The sequence below is a fragment of the Phormidesmis priestleyi ULC007 genome (genome assembly GCF_001895925.1).
GTDB lineage: Bacteria > Cyanobacteriota > Cyanobacteriia > Leptolyngbyales > Leptolyngbyaceae > Phormidesmis_A > Phormidesmis_A priestleyi_A.
In genome coordinates, this window is the sequence record NZ_MPPI01000003.1 from 144,888 (window position 1) to 165,907 (window position 21,020).

Sequence of the window (21,020 nt, forward strand, 5' to 3'; positions counted from 1 at the left end):
GCTTCCATCTGCCGATGTCGAATCCCTTGTAAGAAAAGGGTTTCGTTGCTGTGATCGAGTCGATAGAGTGCTTCGGCAATTCGCATTTTTGCCAGACATCCGGGATCGGAGTCAGATCCACTTGTCATGAAGCGATCGAAGGCTGCAACCAATTCAGGGATCAGCGAATGTAACTCAGATTCACCAATTAGCTTCGCGGCTTGCGAGACGGCAACCGAATATTTGCTGTTCAGCACTTGACTGAGTGTTGTGATCCCCACGTCTGAGCTGGGGTCGGCTCGAATCTCGGCCAGCAGCGCGATCGTGTCTTCAAGCTTGCGCGATTTTGCCATGTCGTCAGTCTCCGCAGAACGCCTTATTCCACTCCTGACGCGCAGCTTGTGAGTTCTACAGGCTTACAGCGCTTGATCTCGACGTTGATTCCCTGTGCGCCTTCTCCTGTCAGGTCTTCGACATAGCCTGAATGAGCGGATTTTGCCTCCGCCGGGTCATCAAACGGGCCAAAATAGTAGGTGCAGTTAGGTTCTGCCGTCTTGATCTCTACCCACCAAGGAGTAGACATCGCTTGCATAAATCCCGATGTAATTTCCTTGAAGACGTTCAGTAATTTCATAGAAAGCAATTAAGACTGAGGTAAAGGTTTTTAGGCTGATTGTAGAATCTCACTGTCTATCATGCCCTCTGTCAAATCTGCGAAAACAGGAAAGAGCATGCGATCGTAGACATTAGATCTTAAAACTGTCCAGTATCTAGCTAACATTCTTAGCTGAATTTAGGCAAGTATCTTTAGACATTAAATTAATGAGTCGTTATTTGACCGACCCAAATGACATTAGTACTTTTTCGGTCATCAGTCTGTGCTGTCGGAAACGTTTTAAGCCTGGCTTTAGAAGACTAAACACGACTCTGGGAGTGATCAGCGACTTTATTTATTTCAATTCAACGGAGAGGGAGGGATTTGAACCCTCGGAACCTTTCGGTTCATCCGATTTCAAGTCGGACGCGATCGACCACTCTGCCACCTCTCCAGCAGTCAGATATTATATTAACCTAGTCGAGAGCATTGAGGGAGGCGCGTGAAAAATTAGCGGCGATCGAGCCTGTTCATCTAGCAGTTCACAAGTTGCGGTCACGATCGCGGCTGGGCTGACTTGACGCAAACAGTTGTGATGTCCTTCGGGGCAAATGCTTTTATAGCAATCTTTGCAGGGCACATCTTGAAAAAGCAACCGATGAGGCACCTGCCAGGGCGAACGATCGAGAATGAATGGCGGTTGCATTCCTCCAGCAATCACAGCCGTGACTTTCACTTTATGGGGACGGGCTTCGACGTGCAGAGCATAGCTGAATCCTAGCAATCCCCATTTGCTGGCGTGATAAGCAGAGGCGTTTGCCCAAGCGCGTTTTGCAGCAGTCGAAGCAATGTTAACGATGTGACCACTTTCGCGTTGCTTCATGTGTGAAATTACCGCTTTTGATAACACAAACGGCGCGCGAAGATTGACTGCTAAAATTCGATCCCAATCCTGAATCGCAAGGTCTTCGATCGCAACCGTTAAATCCGTCCCTGACCATGTTGACTAATAATCTTTTCAACCGCAGATAGAATCTGATGTTCATCAGTAATGTCTAATCGCATGGCGATCGCTTTGCCGCCCTCTGCCCCGATTTCTGCCGCCACTCTTTCAGCCTGGTCTTCGCGAATATCTGCCACGATCGTGATCACGCCTGACGCGGCTAATGTTCGACAAATCGCTTCCCCCAATCCCTGTGCGCCTAATAATTCGGCAACTTGCCGCGTCACGGCTTTTGCAATTTGCTTAAACTGACTTGACCCGTCTTGCGTCATGTTATCGCCGGGATGAGTCGAGTTTTTTGAGTTCGATGGCTTCGTGATTCACCACGATCGCGGTTGAAGAATGGCTTGAAACTGCACCGATTCGCTTTGTTGGATTTGAGGAGGTTGGCTTACTCAAAAACAGTAGCGACCGTTTGGTGTGGCAGGTGGCTCAAACCCATATTCCTTAGCTCTATTTCCCTCATTGGGTGGTCAGCTTCGCGATCGCAGTTGAGAAACATTTCGTTGGCTTCGTTTTGGTATTTTAGAAGAAAAGCACTTATAATTTTCTTGGGATATAATCAGCAGATCGCTCAATGCAATGGATAATTCCAAAGAATCTCGAATTGAAAATATACCAGTGCAGTTAGAGAACGGGTCTCTCATCAGAGTTGAAGCAACTGTTATTGGCTCTAGTATTCAAATTGGCGTTGAAGGTGAAGAGATTGAGTCAGATGTGGGAGCAAGGATTCAATCACTTAAAGAGGTCACTGATGCGATCGAGGGAATCGCTGGTTCAGTCGTTGAAAGCCTCAAAAAGTTCAAAACCAGCAAATCCAGCATCGAGTTTGGTGTTGAGTTCGGCTATGAGTCTGGGCAGCTAACAGCTTTGATAGTCAAAGGCACTGGCAAAGCAAATCTCAAGATCACAATGGAGTGGACTAAAGAATAGATAAAAAAGGAGTGTGTACGTGGCTGACCAGTCAATTTATGAGTTGTTTCAAGATTGCACCGTCCGGATAAAAACATCTAGGGAGAAAGGAACTGGTTTCTTCGTTGCTCCAGGAAAAATTTTAACTTGTAATCATGTACTAGAAGTAGCTAAAGACAATGAAATAGAAATTTATTGGAAAGATAAGAAATTTACAGCAGAGGATATAGAGAAGATTGATCGTGTAGAGAGTAAAGAAAGAGATCTTGCACTTCTCACAATCTCTCACATGGAACATCCATGTGCATATCTAGATAGAGAAGCTGATCCTCATGACCAACTCTACAGTTATGGTTTTCCTGATGAAGGTGGTTTCTCAATCAGTCCTACTTGCGAAGGAAAAAGTAAGCACGGGCAGTTTCTTACTATAAAACATGAAAGCATTAGACATGGATTGAGCGGTGCTCCACTACTGAATCGACGCACTTGGAAAGTGTGCGGAATTATTAAAAGCAGGCGGAAAGCAGATTTAATTTTGAATGTTTTAGAAGTGGTGGGTGGTCAAGCCATTCCAACAAAAGTGATCTTTGATCAATGGATTGGTTTAGAAAGTGAACACGATGGGTTTCACTACCGCGATACTCGTTGGCGCTCTCTAATTCCCAGGGCGATCGGAGAAATTATTTTTGGCAGACGACTGTTTACTTTTTTGTCACGAGTGGGGGTTAGGGTTGATCCCCTACCCTTCAATAAGGACATTCCTCAACCAATTGCCCTACAGAGTCCACTAAGCCTACCGCCTCTACGTCCCGATTTGCTGGGTCGCAGAGTAGAACTTGAAGATCTAGCATTTGCACTGAAACGCGAAGGCAAAGAAAAAGTAGCAGGTTTTTGGGGCAAGCCCGGAGTTGGGAAATCTATGCTACTCAAGGATTTTGCTCATCATAAGATTGCATCAGAATTTCCTGACGGTGTAGTGTATGTGCCAGCAAAGCGATTTTATATGGAAGCAGATTTACTTGAAGAAATTTTCTACCATTTTAACGAAAAGATTCGTGGTATCAAGTTTGACCTCAAGAAAATTGAAAGTACGTTACAGCTTAAGAAGATATTGATTCTGTTAGATGATGTTAGGCTGCCGCTGGATCAAATTCTTAACTTACGCGAGGCGATACCGAAATCAGCTTTCGTGTTCACACGGGAAGATGATCCCTCCAAACAAGGTGAACGTGCATTTGAACTTAAAGGCTTCTCCGAAGAAGAAGTGTTTGATTTAGTTGCCCAAGAGCAAGCGATTGGACGACCATTAACTGAAGAAGAACGTGAGGCTTTTCTAGGCAAAAAACCGTGGGGCGAATTTCTAATAGGTGAAGAAGATCGTCAAGCAGCTAAGAGCCTTTTAGATAAGTACGAGGGGCATCCCTGGAAAATTCGTCAAGCAGTCAAACTTGCAAGAGACCAAAATAAACCATTGAAAGATATTGCTGAGACAATCAAAAAAGACCCATCTGCAATATCAATCACTCAGCGAAGAATTCAATCTTTACCAGAACCCGCCCGTCGAATCTTAAAACAACTATCTGTTTTAGGTGTAGCAGGAGCAGCACTTCTAATTTCCATCTCCCGTTCTGATGCTGCTGACATTCCCAATATCGAACAGCATTTGAGTTCATTAATTCAACAGGATCTCATTCAAGTTTCTGATTCTCAGTACAGACTGACCTCCAATATCAGCGAAATTTTGAGTCAAGAGTCAGACCTAAACGAGTTGAAAGAAAAGGCTCTGGACTATTTCAAAGGATTTGTCGAGCAGAATCAGGTAGAGCCTGATTTGGTCTTTCAAGATGTTGATGCCATCTCAAACATTTTGGAATGGGCTTTTGAGTCTGGTCGATATACTGATGTGATTAAACTTGGTCAAGGTTTAGAAGCAGCACTCGTATTCAACGGATTGTGGGGAATGTGGGAACGAGTTCTGCAATGGGAACTTCAAGCCTCACAAGCACTCAACGATGGACAATCTATATCTTGGGCATTACATCAGCTTGGCACACGCGCCCTGTCTCTGGGCGACAGTAGCGCTGCTCGTTCTCGTCTCACACAAGCACTGACTCTTCGAGAATCACTAGGGGATACAGACGGTGCTGCTGTTACCCGTCACAATTTGGGATTATTGGCACCACTGCCGATCGTTTCCCATCTCATGCCTCCAATTACTGTTGGCACTGTAGCTGCTCTACTACTGCTCGGCTTTTGGTTGATTCCTGACCCCTGTTCTCGTGGCTCAACAATCTGGCGGTTGCCTATATTGAATTGGCTGAGTTCTTATTTTTTTCCTGAGAATTGTCTCCTAAACGAAGCTACGCTGAAAATTCCCGCCAAACCCAAAACTCTTGAGCCAACACCTTGTGTGATACAAGGAACTGAAGTATTCACCATTACACAAACCAAGGATAGTTTTAAGGGAGAAATCTCCTATCTTTTAAGGGGAAACCAAAAAAGAACTTTAGTAGAAGGAAATCGAACGAAAAGTGGCTGGTTCTCAATGAAATCTGTTGAACCTCAGCTTGACGAATGTTTCATCACTTTTGATGGAGAACAGATTCAAGGTCTTCCTTTCTCCAGAAAACAAGGAGAAATAGTTGGAGGTGTAAGTGCTGATGAAGTCTTAATTGATGAGAAGACAAAGAAGATTAAAACTGACAAATCTCAAGGAGCATCAGGGGCATTTCGGATGCTTGAAACTTCACCCAACATCTGGGCGCTTGAGATTCCTGAAGGAAAAGAGTTTAGGCTAAGACCATCTACCCAACCTAGCTCAGTTTCTAGCCCTGTCCCCTCACGGAGAAGTTCCCCAACACCCCAAAGTCCTTCAGTACCCGAAGCTGGACAAGAGCCGGAAGGTAATTCTGGCTCAAATCGAGTCCCAACAGTACCACCTGCACCAGATCCACCCATTGAATCAATCCCCGACCAGGAGCTTCGAGATGCTCTAAATGTTGCAGTGAATAACAAAAATTGGAGCAGAGCGATCGCACTCGTAGACAGGTTGCTTAAAAATGCGTCCCCAAAAGAAGCCAAAGATTTGCAGGAATACCGAGTAGTGCTAGAGAAGCGACTGGTTGAATCCTTTAATAATCCAGTGCAGACACCGAAGAACTAATCTTTGTCAAGTCATGTGTCGAAACTTTTATTAAATGCAGGAAGTACTATATTTCCTTTCCTCTCGCACAGCGGCTATAACTTTTATCATAATTCAGTTCCTTCCCATAGTAACAATGACCATTTCTCAACCGCTATCTCCTCCGCCAGGATTTGAGCAACTCACTGAAATACAACAAATTGATTACGTTCAACAGCTCTGGAATTTGATAGTTACCGCAGATGATGAGCTACCTATTCCTCAGTGGCATCTAGAAATCGTAAATGAACGTGTTGCCTCGCAGAGCAATTTATTAGATGGCTAAACGAAAACGATCGAGGGGACGTTACACAACAGTCCCTTCAAATCACAGCCCCATAACAGACTGATCAGAATTTCTCGTTTTCTGGTGGAGCCGCACCCGATCCTGGCGCAGCGAGGAAGAGATTTTTCGCGCTATCGCTCTGATAGACACAATCGATTTTAGGATTGCTTTCTAGAGCGCCGACATAGCTGAAGGTGTTCATGCGTTGACGGCAGGCGCGAACTTGCTCAGGCGTAATCAAATTGCGCTGCTCAAGCACCTGCCAGCTAGCACTCCGCAACACGCATCCCGGTTGAGTGTTCGCCTGAGCCACGTAAACCTTAAACGGGTTGAGCGTCACAAAAAAGCGGGTTTCTAACGCGATCGCACTCGCCCCATTTTGAATGCAGATTTCTGCGTTGGGTGCCCTCGCATCAATTTGCACGTTGCTAACCACGCTGGTGTCACTGGTCGAAGCCGTCGAGCTAAACCCGATGCCCACACCAATGCCGAGAATAAAAATGCCCGCAATGATAAAGAGAGAGGTGTAGTTAAACGGCGTTTTCGGCTTACTCTGCTTGCCTTTATCGGGCGGAGTGTAAGCCTCATCATCTCTTTCGTAATCGTAGGAACTATTTTTGGGTCTACGTTTCATGGTGGCTTGGCAAATTGAGAAACTATGCGAGAGTGGTTAGCACTCTTTTGTCTAACAGTATGACAAATCTCGATGCCGATTGACCGAGATTCTCGTCTCATCAGATTGGCAGAAATCGCGTATCCTAGACTCACCCTTGGGTTATTCTACGCCGACTCTCTATTCTATGTCTGAAGCGCTCTTACAAAACCGCGACTATACGATCGTTGTTGCCAAAACTGCCGCCAATCTGCTTAAAACGCCACCTGGATATGAGCAGCGTTGGTTAGCCGCCCACGATGCGATCGTGTCGCTGGCTCAACAATGCGAAGCTTTTGATCCTGACGGCATCACCGTTTATATCTCTTGCCGAGATGAAGCAGCCCTGTTTAAACGATATAAGCAAGTGTTGCCCAATCAAGTCACCGCGATTTTTGACGCTCACTATCCGCCAGATACGCTTGATTTGCTCAACGTGCTGCAATCTGCCCTGGATGACTATTTCACCCGCAAGGCGGCTCACCAGACAAAGCCCAACGGCGAGATGATTCTCGTGTTGATCGATGGAGAACCGCCCGATCGCATGGCGATCGCAAAACTGATTATCCATACGACTGAAAAACTCGACCAAGACCACGAACTCGGCATCGGCTTTCTTCAGCTTGGAGATGACTTTATTGCCAAAGGGTTTCTCAACGCTTTAGATGAAAACCTCAAGTCAGCAGGTGCCAAATTTGACATTGTTCACACTCAGGCTTTTGCAGAAGTCAAGCCTGACACACTCACGGGATTTCTGCTCGATGTGCTGAATGACTGAGCGCTGAAACTGTCACAACCTGGTAAGCTGAAGGCGGAACTGGATACTTGCAACTACCGAGTTAAAACCCTATGGAGTGGCACGCATCAGATGCCCAAAGTCTCGCGATTATCGATCGTGAAATTGGCGACCACATTTTCTCACCCGCAGAATATGAGATTGTTCGTCGGGTAATTTATTCGACCGCAGATTTTGAGTATCAATCTCTGATTCGATTCTCAGAATTGGCGTTGCAATCGGGTGCAGCCGCTCTTGCTGCCCGAACGACGATCGTGGTCGATGTGCCGATGGTGCAAGTGGGCATTACGACCAATATTCAAAATACGTTTGCAAATCCTATTTATTGCAGCATGGAGGCAATTACGCGCCCCCAAAAAGAAAAGACTCGTGCGGCGTGGGGCATCGAAACGTTAGCAAGACGCTACCCTGAAGGAATTTTTGTGGTTGGCGAGTCTCAAACCGCCCTCTCTGCCCTCGTAGAACTGATTGAATCTGAAGAAATTAAGCCTGCGCTGGTGATCGGCACCCCGTCTGGCTTTGTGGATGTCGAGGTAACTAAGGCTCGTCTCAACGATTCTCTCATTCCCCACATCCGCACTGAGGGGCGCAAAGGCAGTGCAGTCGTGGCAGCCGCGATCGTCAATAGTTTAGTCGATCTGGCGTGGCAAGCTTATGGGCGTGAAGGTAACGGCGTGGGCTGATGGGACTTAATAATCAACGCTGCGACGGCTGCTCGATCGTCGCCCCGTTTTGCGCGGACGGCGATTTTTAGAGGCACTATTTTGCGTGCGCCCCGATTTTTTGCGAGGGGGCTTGGGTTCGTCATACTCACCTCGTCTGCGGGGCTGATCGTCATCGTCAAGAAGATCGTTAAACTCAGGGTTTGTGTCTAATTTACGGCTCACTGACTCAAATTCATCGCGCCGGAGATAGGGATAGTCACTCACCCAGACTCCACATCGGGGCACAAAGATATCGGTGACTTTAGCAATTCGACTCAGATCAGGGCGATTGGAAAGCACCACCATTTCTGCGGTGTCGCCAATCGCGATCGCTTGATGTTCTCGCTTGATCGGCACCTGTAGCTCTTCTATAAACCCAGATTCGTCTTCGACAATCAGATTCAGCTTGCGTTCTCGGTTTTCGACCACGACTAACTCGCCGCGATCGTTCACCGTTTCTTCTTTACCAACCACTTCGTCTGATATGTAGACATCGGTTACCTCACCGCGCAAAAAGCCTGCATATTTATAGCGGCGATATTCACGATTCTTCAAACCTGCTTGCAGAACAGGTCGCCAGAGCCAATAGACCAGGGCAAAGAGTCCTAAAAAGAAGCGAAGCCCGCGCAATGCTCCGATCGGCAGCAGCCAACTCACCAGCAAAATCACCGCCAGCGCCGAAATTGAAATCAGCACCCGCAGCAAAAAATCGGAGAAGTTGCCCCAAAAGTAGGCATATTGGGCACCTGTCCCTACAGCAGGGATTAACTGTTCTAACTTTTTGCGACTGAGAGGAATTAGCATCGGGTGAAATCAAAAAATCAGTCTGGGTAATATTAGCCTAATACCATTTTGGGTTGGGAAAGGCTGATGATTGTCGTCATTCTAGCGATTTCAGCCTGTTTGCGGATTGGTTGAATGCGATCGATCACCCGTGATCAGAGAGATACTACGGATTCTTTGAGCCAGCCCAGAATTCTTGTCCTAAAAATCAAGTACTTTTCGTGAGGGATAATCGGAATCTATATTCCACAATGAGATCAAATCAGAGGAACGCAGGTCGGAAAAACTAAGCAATTAGGGGGCAACTGAACTTGTTTAGTAATTTTCGGTTTAACCTGTTCTTCAGATGAACTGCCTGACTCCGGGGGCTTTAGGAGTCAGGCAATTTTTTGTTTAAAGTAATTTTTCTAACCCATAGACCAAGGTTTTGAGCGCGAGAACTTTGCGAATCGAGAGCAGCACACCGGGCATATAGCAAGCGCGATCGCTCGTGTCGTGCCGCAGCGTATAAATCTGACCAGGGGCACCAAAAATCACTTCTTGGTGAGCAATTAATCCCGGTAAACGAATACTGTGAATGCGAATGCCTTCATCGGACTGGCCGCCTCTCGATCCCGGAATTTTTTCCGTCTCCTCGACGATCGGCACATTAAAGGTTTTGCCCAACTCCGCCAACATCTGAGCCGTTTGCACTGCTGTCCCGCTCGGAGCGTCAGCTTTTTGATTGTGATGTAGCTCAATAATTTCGACGTGATCGAAGTATTGAGAGGCTTTGATCGCTGCTTGTTGAAGTAGCACCATCCCGATCGAGAAGTTTGGGATCAGCAAACATCCGGTACTTGCCTTGTCTGCAAACACCGCTAACTCGTGAATTTGTTCAGCGCTCAACCCAGTCGTGCCGACCACGGGGCGAACTCCGTAAGCGATCGCCGATCGCACATTGCCATAAACCGCATCGGGATGTGTCACATCGACCACAACGCCCAATTCTTTCTCTTGAGACAGCATTGCCATCATCGACTCATAATCATTGGTGATCGGCACTTCTAGCGCCCCGCAGCCAATTACCTCGCCAATGTCTTGCCCATTCACGTCTGGGTTTCGCGCTACGGCTCCGATCAAAGTCATATCCCTCGCTTGAGACACCGCCTTGACAATTTCGCGTCCCATTTTGCCTGTGGCACCATTCACAACAACCGGAATCTGACTCGCCATAATGTTAGAACCGTTTTGAATAACCTACGGGCATTTTAGAATTAAGCGATCGGATTTCGCTCTGTTTAAATCTGTTTTGTAAACCACGCTTGTGAGCGACTCAACGCCTCTACATTCGGTGCGCGGTGTAGTCTACAATTGAGTACGCTGATTAAAACTTCTTTGATTTTGCAGGTAATCTCGTGACTTTTACGACAGAAGCTACTTCCCAGAATGGACGCTCTACCGTGTCGCCCGCCCCTCGTCGCCGTGCGGTCTTTCCCTTTACTGCGATCGTCGGTCAAGAAGAAATGAAGCTGGCGCTACTGCTCAATGTCATCGACCCCAAAATCGGCGGGGTGATGATTATGGGCGATCGGGGTACTGGCAAATCGACGACCATTCGGGCATTAGCAGATCTGCTGCCAGAAATCGAAGTCGTCGCCGATGATCCCTTTAACAGCCATCCCAGCGACCCTGAAATCATGGGCGATGCGGTGCGGCAACTTGTCGAGAAGGGCAGCGAAGTCTTGGTGACGAAGAAAAAAGTGATGATGGTCGATCTGCCACTGGGAGCCACCGAAGATCGGGTTTGCGGGACGATCGACATCGAAAAAGCGCTCTCTGAAGGAGTCAAAGCTTTTGAACCTGGCTTATTGGCGAAAGCAAATCGCGGCATTCTCTACGTTGATGAAGTCAACCTCTTAGACGATCACTTAGTCGATGTCTTGCTAGACTCCGCTGCGTCAGGCTGGAACACCGTTGAGCGAGAAGGCATCTCCATTCGCCACCCGGCTCGGTTTGTGCTGGTCGGTTCTGGCAACCCCGAAGAAGGAGAACTGCGCCCGCAACTGCTCGATCGCTTTGGTATGCACGCCGAAATTCGCACCGTTAAAGAGCCTGTGCTGCGAGTCCAAATCGTCGAACAACGGACGGAGTTTGACCAAAATCCTCAAGAGTTTTTAGAGAATTATCAACCTCAGCAAATTGACCTTCAGGAACAGTTGGTGAATGCTCAAGAACGGTTGAAAGCGATCGAGATTGATTACGATCTGCGAGTCAAGATTTCTCAAGTCTGCTCAGAGTTAGATGTTGATGGACTGCGCGGGGATATTGTCACTAACCGAGCTGCTAAAGCGATCGCTGCTTTTGAAGGTCGCACCGAAGTCACAGTTAGTGATATTCGTCGAGTCGTTACCCTTTGTCTACGTCACCGTTTGCGAAAAGACCCGATGGAGTCGATCGATTCTGGCTACAAAGTTGAGAAGGTGTTTAATCAAGTGTTTGGGCTTGAAGCCGCATAAAGCGTAAAGGGACGGGGGATAAAATAAACTTTATCCCTCACATCCACAATTAGTCATCTAGCGAAGAAAGCGCAAACTTTGAAGGGGGCTGATCAACTTTTGCGGCGGTGGACAGCTTTTGCAAAAATTCCTGTGCCATCGTTGCAAAGGCTTTTGCCCCGGCAGTACCTGGGTTTGCTAACACAACAGGCGTAAACGTATCCACGGCTTTCGACACATTCACATCAGGCGGGATTCGCGTTTTAAATAATTTTGCTTCACTAAAATCTTCGTTCAACCGTCGCATCACCTGCCCATAATAGCGACTCGAAAACACGTTTCCCGAAAGTGAGAAGGCAATTCCTAATAAATTGGGACTGATGGGTGTGTCTGCCTTATGCGTTTCTTTCAGCTTGGCGATTCGTCTCTCTAATAGCTGAATTCCGATCAGTGATAGTGGCTCTGGCTTGGCGGGAATGAGGTAGAAGTCACTGGCCAGTAAAGCACTGCGGGTAATCAGGTTATATCCGGGCGCACAGTCTAAAATAATCAGATCATAATCTTTGCGGATTGGCTGCAAAATGCTCTGAATCAAGGTTTTCTCGAAGTTATTCCAAACCTGCTCAAAGTTTGTTTGACCCTGACGAGTTGCCGTTTGGTGCAGCATTTCTGACACCATAAACTCATCGTAGAGATCGATATCGCCGGGTAGTAGGTCTAACCCTTTGACGTTGCAAACATAAGAACGAATCGCCTCCGGGACAGTTGTTGCAAGCTGCTTATCTGACAGAATCGATCGCTTAATTAAATGCCGTAGGGTGCGCTTGTCAGCTCTAATTTTGGCAAAATCTGCGGGGGTCATCAAACTGAGAGTGGCGCTAATTTGCGTGTCTAGATCCACAATCAAGACTTTCTTACCGTGATTTTTGGCGAGGCACGTTGCAATGTTCACAGTGAGGGTAGTTTTGCCGACTCCCCCCTTCATGTTTGCGGTTGCAATGATAAATGCCATGCGCGATATCCTCTCGGTGGTGATGACTGTGAGCCGCAGACTGAATAAGCACTTCATGATACTACTTTGCACTCTCAGTCATAAACTTTATCTAAGCGAAATTCTCTTAGCCAGATCAGTCGGATGATGGCTAAAAGCAGGTGTTAGGCTGAAGGGAGAGTGAAGCCGTTTCAAATCAAGGCTTCATTCCCTGATTATTTTTAGCAAGAAGACTGCCAACCTGTGACTGCATCTGTTTTTGCGGCTGAACGCCGATTATTTACGCCTGCAACTTCTCAAGCTGACGCAATTCCGCTCATATTTGCTTTCCCTAATGAATATAGTGTGGGAATTACGAGTCTGGGTTACCAGGTGGTTTGGGCAACGTTAGCCGCACGGAGTGATCTGGAGGTTAGTCGCTTGTTTACTGACGTTCATGAATCGTTGCCTTCACAGCCAGAGATTCTAGGCTTTTCGATGTCTTGGGAACTCGATTACGTCAATATTCTCGGCTTGCTGGAGTCGTTGGAGATTCCGATTCGATCGTGCGATCGCACCTCTAATCACCCGATCGTCTTTGGCGGCGGCCCCGTTCTCACCGCCAACCCCGAACCCTTTGCAGATTTCTTTGACGTGATATTGCTGGGTGATGGAGAAATTTTGCTGGGTGCGTTTATTGACGCTTATCAAGAAGTTCGACACGCCGATCGTCAAACTCAACTGCGGCACTTAGCGCAAGTCCCCGGCATCTACGTGCCCAGTTTGTACACGGTGACTTACAAAAGTCCTGATGGGGCGATCGTGCGAATTGAGCCGATCGACTCCACAACTCCCGCCCGCATCGAAAAGCAAACCTATCGCGGCAATACGCTTTCAGCCTCGACGGTTGTCACCGAGAAAGCCGCCTGGGAAAATATTTATATGGTGGAGGTGGTGCGGAGTTGCCCAGAGATGTGCCGCTTTTGCCTCGCCAGTTATTTAACGCTGCCATTTCGGATCGCTGATGTTGAAGAGTCGCTGATTCCCGCGATCAAGCGGGGTCTGCAAGTTACCGATCGGCTGGGCTTATTGGGCGCATCCGTCACGCAACATCCAGAGTTTGAGAGCCTGCTCGATTATCTCAACAAACCACAGAACGATTCTGTAAGAGTCACTATTGCCTCAGTTCGGACGAACACGGTGACTGAGAAACTGGCGCAGATGTTGACGAAGCATGACACCAAATCAATCACGATCGCCGTTGAAAGTGGCTCCGATCGGCTGCGTCAAATCATCAACAAAAAGCTGACCAATGACGAGATTATTCAAGCCGCCATCAACGCTAAAGCGGGTGGACTGAGTGCTATCAAACTTTACGGAATGGCAGGCGTTCCTGGCGAAGAACCGGAGGATTTAGAACAAACTGTCGCGATGATGCGCGAAGTCAAAAAGGCGGCTCCGGGGCTGCGGCTCACTTTGGGATGCAGCACATTTGTTCCCAAAGCCCACACGCCTTTTCAGTGGTTTGGGGTCAATACTCAAGCCGAAAAGCGACTTCAGTTTCTGCAAAAGCAGTTGCGGCCCCAAGGCATTGATTTTCGTCCTGAAAGCTACAACTGGTCTGTGATTCAGGCGTTATTATCGCGGGGCGATCGTCGCCTCTCTCACCTGTTAGAACTCACCCGACATTACGGCGATTCACTGGGTAGCTATCGCCGCGCCTTTAAAGAACTGCGGGGACAGCTTCCTGAGATGAGCTTCTACGTCTACGATACGTGGTCACTGGATCAGGTTTTACCCTGGAGCCACCTGCAAGGGCCGTTACCCCAAGCCACCTTGCAAAAACATTTGATGACCGCGATCGAGCAATTCACTCAACCCCCACAGCAACTTCTTCAGACTGCATCCTGTTTGTGACAGGTTGCTTGAGAATCTTCTTACGCCTTAAAGCTGCTCCTGTTCCCAAGAACGTCCCTAGCGCCAAAAGCCCGACAACTGGAGATGATTCTGGGATCGATTTAGACTTCAGCACCGAGTAAGCATATTCTCCAAGGACTTCGTGCCCTTTGGTAGTGGGGTGAAGCGGATCCCAAAACAAAAAGTTAGGTGCGTCTTTAACGGGATCGCAAGGCGTAGACGGCGATGGAGCACCGGGAAAGAGCGGTGTCGCAGGTAAACACTGTTCAGTCACGTTGGTGAACCCAAAGCGGCTGGGATTGGCGATCGCGTCGTTAACTAAAGCATTCACATCAAAAGGAATGATATTAACGCCCAAAGTTGAGGGTAAAACGCCCAAGGTTTGAGCCAAAGCAGTATTGTGAGTACTACTTAAAAAACTTAACCCCTGCGATCGCACCGGATCTTCTCGTGTCAAGGGAAGTTTGCCCAGATCAGGCAGGTTCGCGATTAGAAAGTTTTTGGCTCCACCCGCTGCCAGTTTTGTGACCGCCGTGCCGAGATTAAAGATCGCGCTCTGAACCGTTCCTTGAGGGTCAGTGAGGTTGGGATTTAGATAATCGTTGGCACCTGCCCACAGAATGTAGAGAGCATCCTGATCAGGAGTCGGATTCTGTCCTTGAAAAGTCGCGATCTGCTGCTGCAACCCCGGTAGCGTACTCGGAAATCCAAACTGATTTAGCAGTGGGTTTAACCCGTTCTCTGTCCCTGTTGTGGCTCCACCATAGGCAAAGTCATTGCGGGTATCTAAACTAAGACCTAAATCTTTTGCCAGATATTCAACCCAGACTGGGCCGTTTGAGAAGCGCCCATTGGCATAACCAGCCGACAAACCGCCACCAGAGGCAGGCAAAGCAGGTGGCGGAATCAACCCGTTTGTGTCTCGGAAAACGTTTCCGACATCAGAGAGGCTGTCACCAAACACATATAAATTCTGAAAGCTGGCTGCCTTGGCTGCGTTGGGCAGTGACACGATCGCCGCGATCGGCAATGCAGTCAACGACAGAATGAGCGATCGCTCAAAGGAAGTTCTGAATAGAGACACGTAATTCTCTCCAATGTGAAAAAAGTTTATGTAAACGAGAAATCTAACTCGTAGCTCTAACTAAGTTCTCTACTTATTACGCCAACATTTCTTCCACTACGGATCGTCCTTTATGAAATCTTTACTGAGAGTAAAGAAATCTACTGAGTCGAGCAATCTATAAACGTTTCACAAACTCTCTTCTACCCGAATGATAGAGAAGAAAGCAACAGTCCTTACAATAAAGAAGCCACATATCCGCGTTTCTTGTGATTCCCTGCTTAGTCCATCCTGTATTGACTTCATCCTTGCTTCCCGACTTTAGAGGCAGTTCGCTCCAAACGTTGGGATATCAGATTGGGATCGCTTTAACCTGGCTAGCGATCGTCGGCTTACTCGCAGAAGCAGCCAAACGCTTTGGCAAAGCAGAAAACGAAGTGATTCGCAAAGTGGTTCACATTGGCACCGGAAACGTCATTTTGATCGCATGGTGGCTGAAGATTCCGCTATGGGTTGGGGTTTCAGCATCGATTTTGTTTAGCGCGATCGCCCTCCTGTCCTATTACATGCCGATTCTTCCCAACATCAACGGCATCGGTCGCAAAAGCTTTGGCACTTTTTTCTACGCAGTTAGCATCGGTGTGCTGGTGGCTTGGTTTTGGTCAATCAATTTACCGCAATACGCCGCTTTGGGAATCTTGGTAATGACCTGGGGTGATGGTTTGGCGGCGCTGATTGGTAAACGCTTCGGTCGCCACGTCTATAAACTGTGGGATATGCAAAAAAGCTGGGAAGGTTCTCTAACAATGGCGCTGGTTAGCTATGCAGTGAGCTTGCTCATTCTGATTGGGACGATCGGGAATATCTGGCAAGTCTGGCTAATTTCGCTCGTCGTTGCCCTCGTCGCAACCGGGCTAGAAGCCTTCTCAAAGTTTGGGATTGATAACCTGACCGTGCCGATCGGCAGCGCTGCGATCAGCTTCTTTTTAAGCCAGTTACTGTTGCCCTAAATTCGATCCGCCAAAGGGGTGAGAGACTGGAAACGCCACTACCGCTAGACTGAGGATAGTAAACTCTCAGTAAGGAAACTTTTCTCGATCTCGAAAAGTCGATTGTTTCAGAACTTGAAACCATTTCTCCCAAGCTCAGATTGTCTCCTACCTTGTAACTATGACCTCCATCGTGAAGCCGCCCAGCCCAGCCCCTAATTGGGAAGAACTTTCTTTAACCTCTCAGCCCGACCCTGAGCAATTGGACAACATTAAAGCCCAATTGGATCTGATCTTGCTGGCACTTGAAGCGATCGCGGGCATCAGTTCTGAGGCAATGCTGCAAGCGGCAGCCGATCTGGGCTTAGAGTCGGTGGTTGCCGATCGGGTGTCTCTCTGGCGGTTACGTCAATCTAGCCCGTTAAGAAAAGGTCAAGGCGGCCGCAAGAAACTCGATGTCGAAGAAGCACGAGCGCTCTCGCTGATTATCTGCCACCTCGCAAAACAGCATAATGAATTGGTGCGTCGAGCCGTCGCTTTGTTAGAACAGCTTGCCGAACAAAACCGAGAACCCCACCAAGCCTCTCTATTAGGAAATTACTTAGATGCGTTTCACAACACTTACCAAGAGCGAATGGAAGACGGGGAAACGGTGCCAACCGAGATCCTGACTCATCTGGCACTCAAGCTGTTAATTGACTTACTGTTTTACGGCAGTTCAAACGGAGTCCGGCGGCTCTGGCTGATCTTGTTGGAGCGATCGATTCAATCTCCCCAGTCTTCTCTAACTTCTCACGCCTAACTCTCTCTGACGTATTTCACTTTTGAACCCATGTCCTTCTCTAACTCAGTGACCCGACGGTATACGCCGCCCACTTGTACGCTGGCAATCTCTGCGAAAGACTCGCCCCTCTCTCGTTGGATGGGTCGCTCTATGTTGAAACATCTGCGTTTTAAGCTCAGTTTTGACGACCCCAGAGTTAGCGATGACCACTGGGTGACGGTGCAGGGCGATCGGACTCAGCTAGAATCACTCTCTCAAGTGGTCACTGCTTATGTTCAGCAGTTTCTTAACCAATCCATCACCCTTCTAAACGCCGCTCATCGTGCAGAGAATGAGGTCAACCCAAGCCTTAATTCCGCGATCGCTTCAACTTTGAGCGTGATGTCTCGTCCTACTCTCAGTGATGCCAACTTAGGGTCTGAAACCAACCCCGCTAAAATTTCAATTCAGCCCAGCGGTATCCTCTCCCATGAACTATTTTTAGGAACCCTGGCAACTCCAGAATCTGGGGCCTCGATTCGATTGAGTGCGGTGCAGCTTGCAGATCTCGCCAGCGCTTTAGATGACTATGCCGCAGATGTTACGGCACTCCCTAATCTCAACCGTCCCGCTTGGGCAAAAACGTCTCCTCAGTGGACGAGTCTTGCCGCAACTGCGCTGATCGCCTTTGGGCTGACTGCCTCTGTCCTACGGTTGCTTGATCGTCCCGCTCCCAATCAAACCGTTGCCACGGGCAGTCAGGGAGCCAGCAGCAGCGATCAGCGTCTTGCCGTTCAACCGTTACCGAGTAGCCCCAGTCCTAGCCCATTAGCCACTTTGCCCACCGCTCCCCCACTCACCTCAATTCCTAATCCACCTGCTCCATCGATCAATCAAACCACTCCTTCAACGGGCACTCTGCCTAAGATCACCGTTCCGCCTGCTCCTGCCAATTCCGTTCCGGTAGAACCGCCTCCCGGAGCCATTACCATTCAACCTGCACCGTCGGGCGATCGTCCAGATGTCTATCCCGTGTCTCCTATACCAGGAAGCCGTTCAGAGGGTAACGCCAAGATTCGTAGCGCTCCAAACCCGTCTGCGGCAAGTCAAAGTGCCGGGGAGCGAACCGCGATCGCGCCCAGCAGCACCAGCCGTGCCCTCAGCAAAGACAGCACTGCTTTTGACACCATTCCTCAGGTCGCCGAAGTTAGACAATTCTTTCAGAAGCGTTGGAAAGTTCGCCCAGAGCTAACTGAGAAGCTGGAATATAGTGTGACTTTAAATGCTGATGGTTCTATTCTGAACGTGGAACCCCTCAGCCAAGTGGCAGGCGACTATATTGATCGCACAGGAATGCCCCCCTGGAATGAACCGTTTGTGTCACCCATTAAAGGCGGAGGTAGCGCCGTGATTAGAGTGGTTCTCAGCCCAAATGGAAGCGTTCAAACCTTCTTACAGTCAGCCAATGGTCAATAAAAAAGGTGGGAGTGTTCTATAAACGCTCCCACCTTCACTGAATCAATCACCTACCGCTAACTTCAATAAACTTCTACCGAAAGCGCAAAATTCTCGGCTTTAGTCGACGACACTTCGAGGGTATATTCACCATCCGTCCGCAGTCGCCCTTGCCAGTCACGAGACTTGCTACTACCGCCGATGCGCTGACCGTTAGGTGCGATCGCGCTAAAGTTTACCTCTCCTGCCACCACTTTCACCGCCATAATCTGCCGACTTTTTGCTTTCAACAAATATTGGCGTTTGTGATTAGCCTCAACTTTGCCAGTCACAGTTGTTGCAGATTTGCCGCGATCGAACTTGATCACTTGCGTGTCTGAATAGTCAGAACGACTCAATGGTGTGATCGAAATATCTAGCGAGTAAACGCCATTTCCGCTCACCTGAATCGTATACTGCTCGGTTGCAGGAAGTCGCCCTGTCCAATTGCGAGTTTGATGAGCAGCCGTGTCAACGCCTTGTTGATTTGCTCGCAGCACACTCATAATCACGCCGGACGACCCATCTAAAGTAGCCGTCATCAGTTGCCCCTGAGTCGCCTCTAAAACATAAAGCTTTGGGTCATCTTGCAGATTTCCCGGTATCACCATTGAGGTTTCACCAGAGAGAAACTCGATTCGCTGCGGTTGGCTGTTGCTAGACGACACAGTGTTGCTTGCAACCTCTTTAGCAGGGAGACTAATCGTTTGCTGAGTCGAACCCAAAGGCAGTGTGACCTTAAACAGGTGCGTCCCAATTCCCAGGGTCGCTAGAAGACTTGCCGCGATCGCTGCCCCAATTCCTTGATTTCGGGGTTGTTTAAGTTGACTCGACGAAACCTTCTTTAGCGGTTGCGAAGATGCACTGTCCTGATTGTGAGCCGTCATATAAAGTTGAGTTTTGATGGTGGTTACCTGTGGACTAGCGCGATCGCGTGACGCAGGCGCAATGTCCCGATTATCCAGTTGCGGAGGAGACAGCATCGGGTTGAGAAGTGTTCTTTGCATCGCTTCCATCAAGGGCTGTAAATCTGCCCACGTCTCTCGTGCCGATTGATAGCGATCGCCCGGCTGCAATGCCAGCATTTTCTGCAAAACCAGCGCTAACAACCCGCTAATTTTGGCATAGGGTTGCCACTGCCAAGCCAATGTCTGACTGTCTAATAACCCTTGAGGTTCACGACCTGTGAGCAACACAAGAGAAGTAGCACCTAGCGCATAAAGGTCACTATGGGGAGAGACATTTCCGGTTTGCAACTGTTCAGGAGGCGCATAACCCACTTTGCCGACGCGGGTAATACTTGAGACGATCGGCCAGTGACTCGCGGCTTCCTTCACGGCTCCAAAATCAATCAAGACAGGCAGTTCTACGGGTAAATTTTCACTTGCAGGTTGACCAAACAGTTGCTCAAAGCCCTGATTGTGGCTCCTGAGAATAATGTTTTCGGGGGAAATATCTCGGTGTACGATGTCACGATCGTGAAGATAGCTCAGAACAGGCAACAAGTAATTGAGAAGGTGTAAGACTTCTGTCTCTGAAAACGCCTGTCCTTTTTGTTTACGCGCTTGCAATAAACTCCGATAAGTTTGCCCCTTCACAAAGTCTTGCACCAAAAATAAGCGTTGCTCGTCTTCAAACGCTGCCCAAAAACGGGGAATCTGAGGATGCTGAATCTGGTAGAGCGTACTGGCTTCACGTTGAAATAGGGTTTTGGCTTTCTCGACCAAAGCATCATCTTGATAAGGAACCGTAAACTCCTTTAAAACACACGGCTCGTTAAACCGCTCTTGATCGATCGCCAAATAGGTTCGACCAAATCCACCTTGACCCAAGACTTGTTTGATCAAATATCGCTGGCGAAGCAACGTTCCTAAAGAGATAGAGGACACCATTTCAGTTTGCATAGCTTTGGAGGACAAGGAGCACCTAGAAGGACTAGTCACTGTAGCGATTATTACTCAATCTCTCTCTAAGTACTCATGGGGCATGACCCCTCATAGGGCTACCCTACCTTCTAGAAGTCTTTTGGCGTAAAGACTTTTTGTTTTATGACTAAGATTGCCCAAAACTAAACGCTCTAAAATGCTCATTCAGGCTTTGTTAGGGTTCGTGAATGAACTAGTCAAATATACGTAACTGCTCTTAACCTGCGCTGCTGAAATGCTGTGGAGAACTGCAAGGTACTTTATTAGCAAAATAACGCACGATCGTAAAAATCTTTAGGCTTCTAATTAGAGTTATCAAGCCTGGATTTGACCAGCAAATCTTCATATCACCCTCAGGACAGAAGAACGTTGAGACCTATTCGAGTATAAATTTTTGTAAAGGTGCTAAATGTGCTGCATTACTTGACTGCAACTGAAAGTTAAGCGAAACTTACACTTACACTCCAAACGCTCTCATAATTCATTAACTTCTGCGACGATTTAATTCGTAGTAAGTTGATTGCTGAAAGT

General features: G+C 48.1%; 20 protein-coding genes and 1 tRNA gene. 10 read left to right on the forward strand and 11 right to left on the reverse strand.

Going from position 1 to position 21,020, the window contains the following annotated elements; genetic code table 11:
- The 5 genes from BRW63_RS28085 to BRW63_RS29455 all read right to left on the reverse strand — a co-directional run.
- Positions 1–332 (reverse strand): hypothetical protein (locus tag BRW63_RS28085; protein ID WP_262983519.1); only part of this gene is annotated, 332 nt, incomplete at its 3' end.
- Positions 333–355: 23 nt separating this feature from the next.
- Positions 356–613: a DUF1816 domain-containing protein gene (locus tag BRW63_RS04600; protein ID WP_073069738.1), complete on the reverse strand. Its 258-nt coding sequence runs from the start codon at positions 611–613 to the stop codon at positions 356–358.
- A 330-nt stretch (positions 614–943) separates the two neighbouring features.
- Positions 944–1,028 (reverse strand) — tRNA-Ser (locus tag BRW63_RS04605).
- 12 nt (positions 1,029–1,040) lie between these two features.
- Positions 1,041–1,547: an SDR family NAD(P)-dependent oxidoreductase gene (locus BRW63_RS29450; RefSeq protein WP_219898554.1), complete on the reverse strand. Its 507-nt coding sequence runs from the start codon at positions 1,545–1,547 to the stop codon at positions 1,041–1,043.
- 8 nt (positions 1,548–1,555) lie between these two features.
- A complete protein-coding gene (locus BRW63_RS29455; RefSeq protein ID WP_073069740.1) occupies positions 1,556–1,849 on the reverse strand; it encodes an SDR family NAD(P)-dependent oxidoreductase in 294 nt (97 codons plus the stop codon).
- 310 nt (positions 1,850–2,159) lie between these two features.
- Between BRW63_RS29455 and BRW63_RS04625 the strand changes: the two genes are divergently transcribed.
- From BRW63_RS04625 to BRW63_RS04635, 3 genes are all read left to right on the forward strand, one after another.
- Positions 2,160–2,510, forward strand: a complete 351-nt coding sequence (locus tag BRW63_RS04625) for a CU044_2847 family protein (RefSeq protein WP_073069741.1) — start codon at positions 2,160–2,162, stop codon at positions 2,508–2,510.
- 19 nt (positions 2,511–2,529) lie between these two features.
- Positions 2,530–5,652, forward strand: coding sequence for a S1 family peptidase (locus tag BRW63_RS04630; RefSeq protein ID WP_073069742.1), 3,123 nt, complete (start codon positions 2,530–2,532; stop codon positions 5,650–5,652).
- A 115-nt stretch (positions 5,653–5,767) separates the two neighbouring features.
- Positions 5,768–5,956, forward strand: coding sequence for an addiction module protein (locus tag BRW63_RS04635; protein ID WP_073069743.1), 189 nt, complete (start codon positions 5,768–5,770; stop codon positions 5,954–5,956).
- Positions 5,957–6,020: 64 nt separating this feature from the next.
- On the opposite strand, the gene BRW63_RS04640 is transcribed toward BRW63_RS04635, so the two are convergent.
- The gene (locus BRW63_RS04640; RefSeq protein WP_073069744.1) at positions 6,021–6,590 is read right to left on the reverse strand and encodes a DUF3172 domain-containing protein; all 570 of its coding nucleotides are present in this window, start codon (positions 6,588–6,590) and stop codon (positions 6,021–6,023) included.
- Positions 6,591–6,756: 166 nt separating this feature from the next.
- Between BRW63_RS04640 and BRW63_RS04645 the strand changes: the two genes are divergently transcribed.
- Both BRW63_RS04645 and BRW63_RS04650 read left to right on the forward strand, forming a co-directional pair.
- Positions 6,757–7,386: a vWA domain-containing protein gene (locus BRW63_RS04645; RefSeq protein WP_073069745.1), complete on the forward strand. Its 630-nt coding sequence runs from the start codon at positions 6,757–6,759 to the stop codon at positions 7,384–7,386.
- 71 nt (positions 7,387–7,457) lie between these two features.
- Entirely contained in the window at positions 7,458–8,087 is a 630-nt protein-coding gene (locus BRW63_RS04650) for a precorrin-8X methylmutase (protein WP_073069746.1), read from the forward strand.
- A gap of 6 nt (positions 8,088–8,093) precedes the next feature.
- Here the strand turns inward: BRW63_RS04650 and BRW63_RS04655 are convergent, their stop codons facing one another.
- Positions 8,094–8,912: a zinc metalloprotease gene (locus BRW63_RS04655; protein WP_073069747.1), complete on the reverse strand. Its 819-nt coding sequence runs from the start codon at positions 8,910–8,912 to the stop codon at positions 8,094–8,096.
- A gap of 372 nt (positions 8,913–9,284) precedes the next feature.
- Complete coding sequence (gene dapB / locus BRW63_RS04660) at positions 9,285–10,106, reverse strand: 4-hydroxy-tetrahydrodipicolinate reductase (protein ID WP_073069748.1); 822 nt, start codon at positions 10,104–10,106, stop codon at positions 9,285–9,287.
- A gap of 182 nt (positions 10,107–10,288) precedes the next feature.
- Here dapB and bchI point away from each other — a divergent pair, with 182 nt between their 5' ends.
- Positions 10,289–11,389: a magnesium chelatase ATPase subunit I gene (bchI, locus tag BRW63_RS04665; RefSeq protein WP_073069749.1), complete on the forward strand. Its 1,101-nt coding sequence runs from the start codon at positions 10,289–10,291 to the stop codon at positions 11,387–11,389.
- A 49-nt stretch (positions 11,390–11,438) separates the two neighbouring features.
- Here bchI and BRW63_RS04670 read toward each other — a convergent pair whose 3' ends face one another.
- Entirely contained in the window at positions 11,439–12,380 is a 942-nt protein-coding gene (locus BRW63_RS04670) for a ParA family protein (protein WP_073069750.1), read from the reverse strand.
- A gap of 222 nt (positions 12,381–12,602) precedes the next feature.
- Here BRW63_RS04670 and BRW63_RS04675 point away from each other — a divergent pair, with 222 nt between their 5' ends.
- Positions 12,603–14,255: a B12-binding domain-containing radical SAM protein gene (locus tag BRW63_RS04675; RefSeq protein ID WP_073069751.1), complete on the forward strand. Its 1,653-nt coding sequence runs from the start codon at positions 12,603–12,605 to the stop codon at positions 14,253–14,255.
- On the opposite strand, the gene BRW63_RS04680 is transcribed toward BRW63_RS04675, so the two are convergent.
- On the reverse strand, positions 14,209–15,339 hold the full coding sequence (locus tag BRW63_RS04680; RefSeq protein ID WP_219898547.1) for an SGNH/GDSL hydrolase family protein: 1,131 nt from the start codon (positions 15,337–15,339) through the stop codon (positions 14,209–14,211). The two genes, BRW63_RS04675 and BRW63_RS04680, sit on opposite strands and share 47 nt — an antisense overlap.
- Before the next feature lie 275 nt (positions 15,340–15,614).
- On the opposite strand from BRW63_RS04680, the gene BRW63_RS04685 reads away from it, so the two are divergent.
- From BRW63_RS04685 to BRW63_RS04695, 3 genes are all read left to right on the forward strand, one after another.
- Positions 15,615–16,328: a diacylglycerol/polyprenol kinase family protein gene (locus BRW63_RS04685; RefSeq protein WP_223257290.1), complete on the forward strand. Its 714-nt coding sequence runs from the start codon at positions 15,615–15,617 to the stop codon at positions 16,326–16,328.
- 160 nt (positions 16,329–16,488) lie between these two features.
- Positions 16,489–17,109 (forward strand): DUF3038 domain-containing protein, encoded by a 621-nt coding sequence (locus BRW63_RS04690; protein ID WP_073069754.1) that lies wholly within the window; start codon positions 16,489–16,491, stop codon positions 17,107–17,109.
- 30 nt (positions 17,110–17,139) lie between these two features.
- Positions 17,140–18,546, forward strand: a complete 1,407-nt coding sequence (locus BRW63_RS04695; protein ID WP_073069755.1) for a DUF4335 domain-containing protein — start codon at positions 17,140–17,142, stop codon at positions 18,544–18,546.
- Between the two features lie 62 nt (positions 18,547–18,608).
- Here the strand turns inward: BRW63_RS04695 and BRW63_RS04700 are convergent, their stop codons facing one another.
- Complete coding sequence (locus tag BRW63_RS04700) at positions 18,609–20,468, reverse strand: serine/threonine protein kinase (RefSeq protein WP_073069756.1); 1,860 nt, start codon at positions 20,466–20,468, stop codon at positions 18,609–18,611.
- Positions 20,469–21,020: the final 552 nt, after the last annotated feature.

Excerpts from the sequence above, each read along its gene's own strand:
- BRW63_RS04650 (WP_073069746.1), top strand. The coding sequence starts at position 7,458 with ATGGAGTGGCACGCATCAGATGCCCAAAGTCTCGCGATTATCGATCGT.
- BRW63_RS04635 (WP_073069743.1), top strand. The coding sequence starts at position 5,768 with ATGACCATTTCTCAACCGCTATCTCCTCCGCCAGGATTTGAGCAACTC.
- BRW63_RS04625 (WP_073069741.1), top strand. The coding sequence starts at position 2,160 with ATGGATAATTCCAAAGAATCTCGAATTGAAAATATACCAGTGCAGTTA.
- dapB (WP_073069748.1), bottom strand. The coding sequence starts at position 10,106 with ATGGCGAGTCAGATTCCGGTTGTTGTGAATGGTGCCACAGGCAAAATG.
- BRW63_RS04655 (WP_073069747.1), bottom strand. The coding sequence starts at position 8,912 with ATGCTAATTCCTCTCAGTCGCAAAAAGTTAGAACAGTTAATCCCTGCT.
- BRW63_RS04700 (WP_073069756.1), bottom strand. The coding sequence starts at position 20,468 with ATGCAAACTGAAATGGTGTCCTCTATCTCTTTAGGAACGTTGCTTCGC.
- BRW63_RS29455 (WP_073069740.1), bottom strand. The coding sequence starts at position 1,849 with ATGACGCAAGACGGGTCAAGTCAGTTTAAGCAAATTGCAAAAGCCGTG.
- BRW63_RS04670 (WP_073069750.1), bottom strand. The coding sequence starts at position 12,380 with ATGGCATTTATCATTGCAACCGCAAACATGAAGGGGGGAGTCGGCAAA.
- BRW63_RS04640 (WP_073069744.1), bottom strand. The coding sequence starts at position 6,590 with ATGAAACGTAGACCCAAAAATAGTTCCTACGATTACGAAAGAGATGAT.
- BRW63_RS04690 (WP_073069754.1), top strand. The coding sequence starts at position 16,489 with ATGACCTCCATCGTGAAGCCGCCCAGCCCAGCCCCTAATTGGGAAGAA.
- BRW63_RS04695 (WP_073069755.1), top strand. The coding sequence starts at position 17,140 with ATGTCCTTCTCTAACTCAGTGACCCGACGGTATACGCCGCCCACTTGT.
- BRW63_RS04645 (WP_073069745.1), top strand. The coding sequence starts at position 6,757 with ATGTCTGAAGCGCTCTTACAAAACCGCGACTATACGATCGTTGTTGCC.
- BRW63_RS04600 (WP_073069738.1), bottom strand. The coding sequence starts at position 613 with ATGAAATTACTGAACGTCTTCAAGGAAATTACATCGGGATTTATGCAA.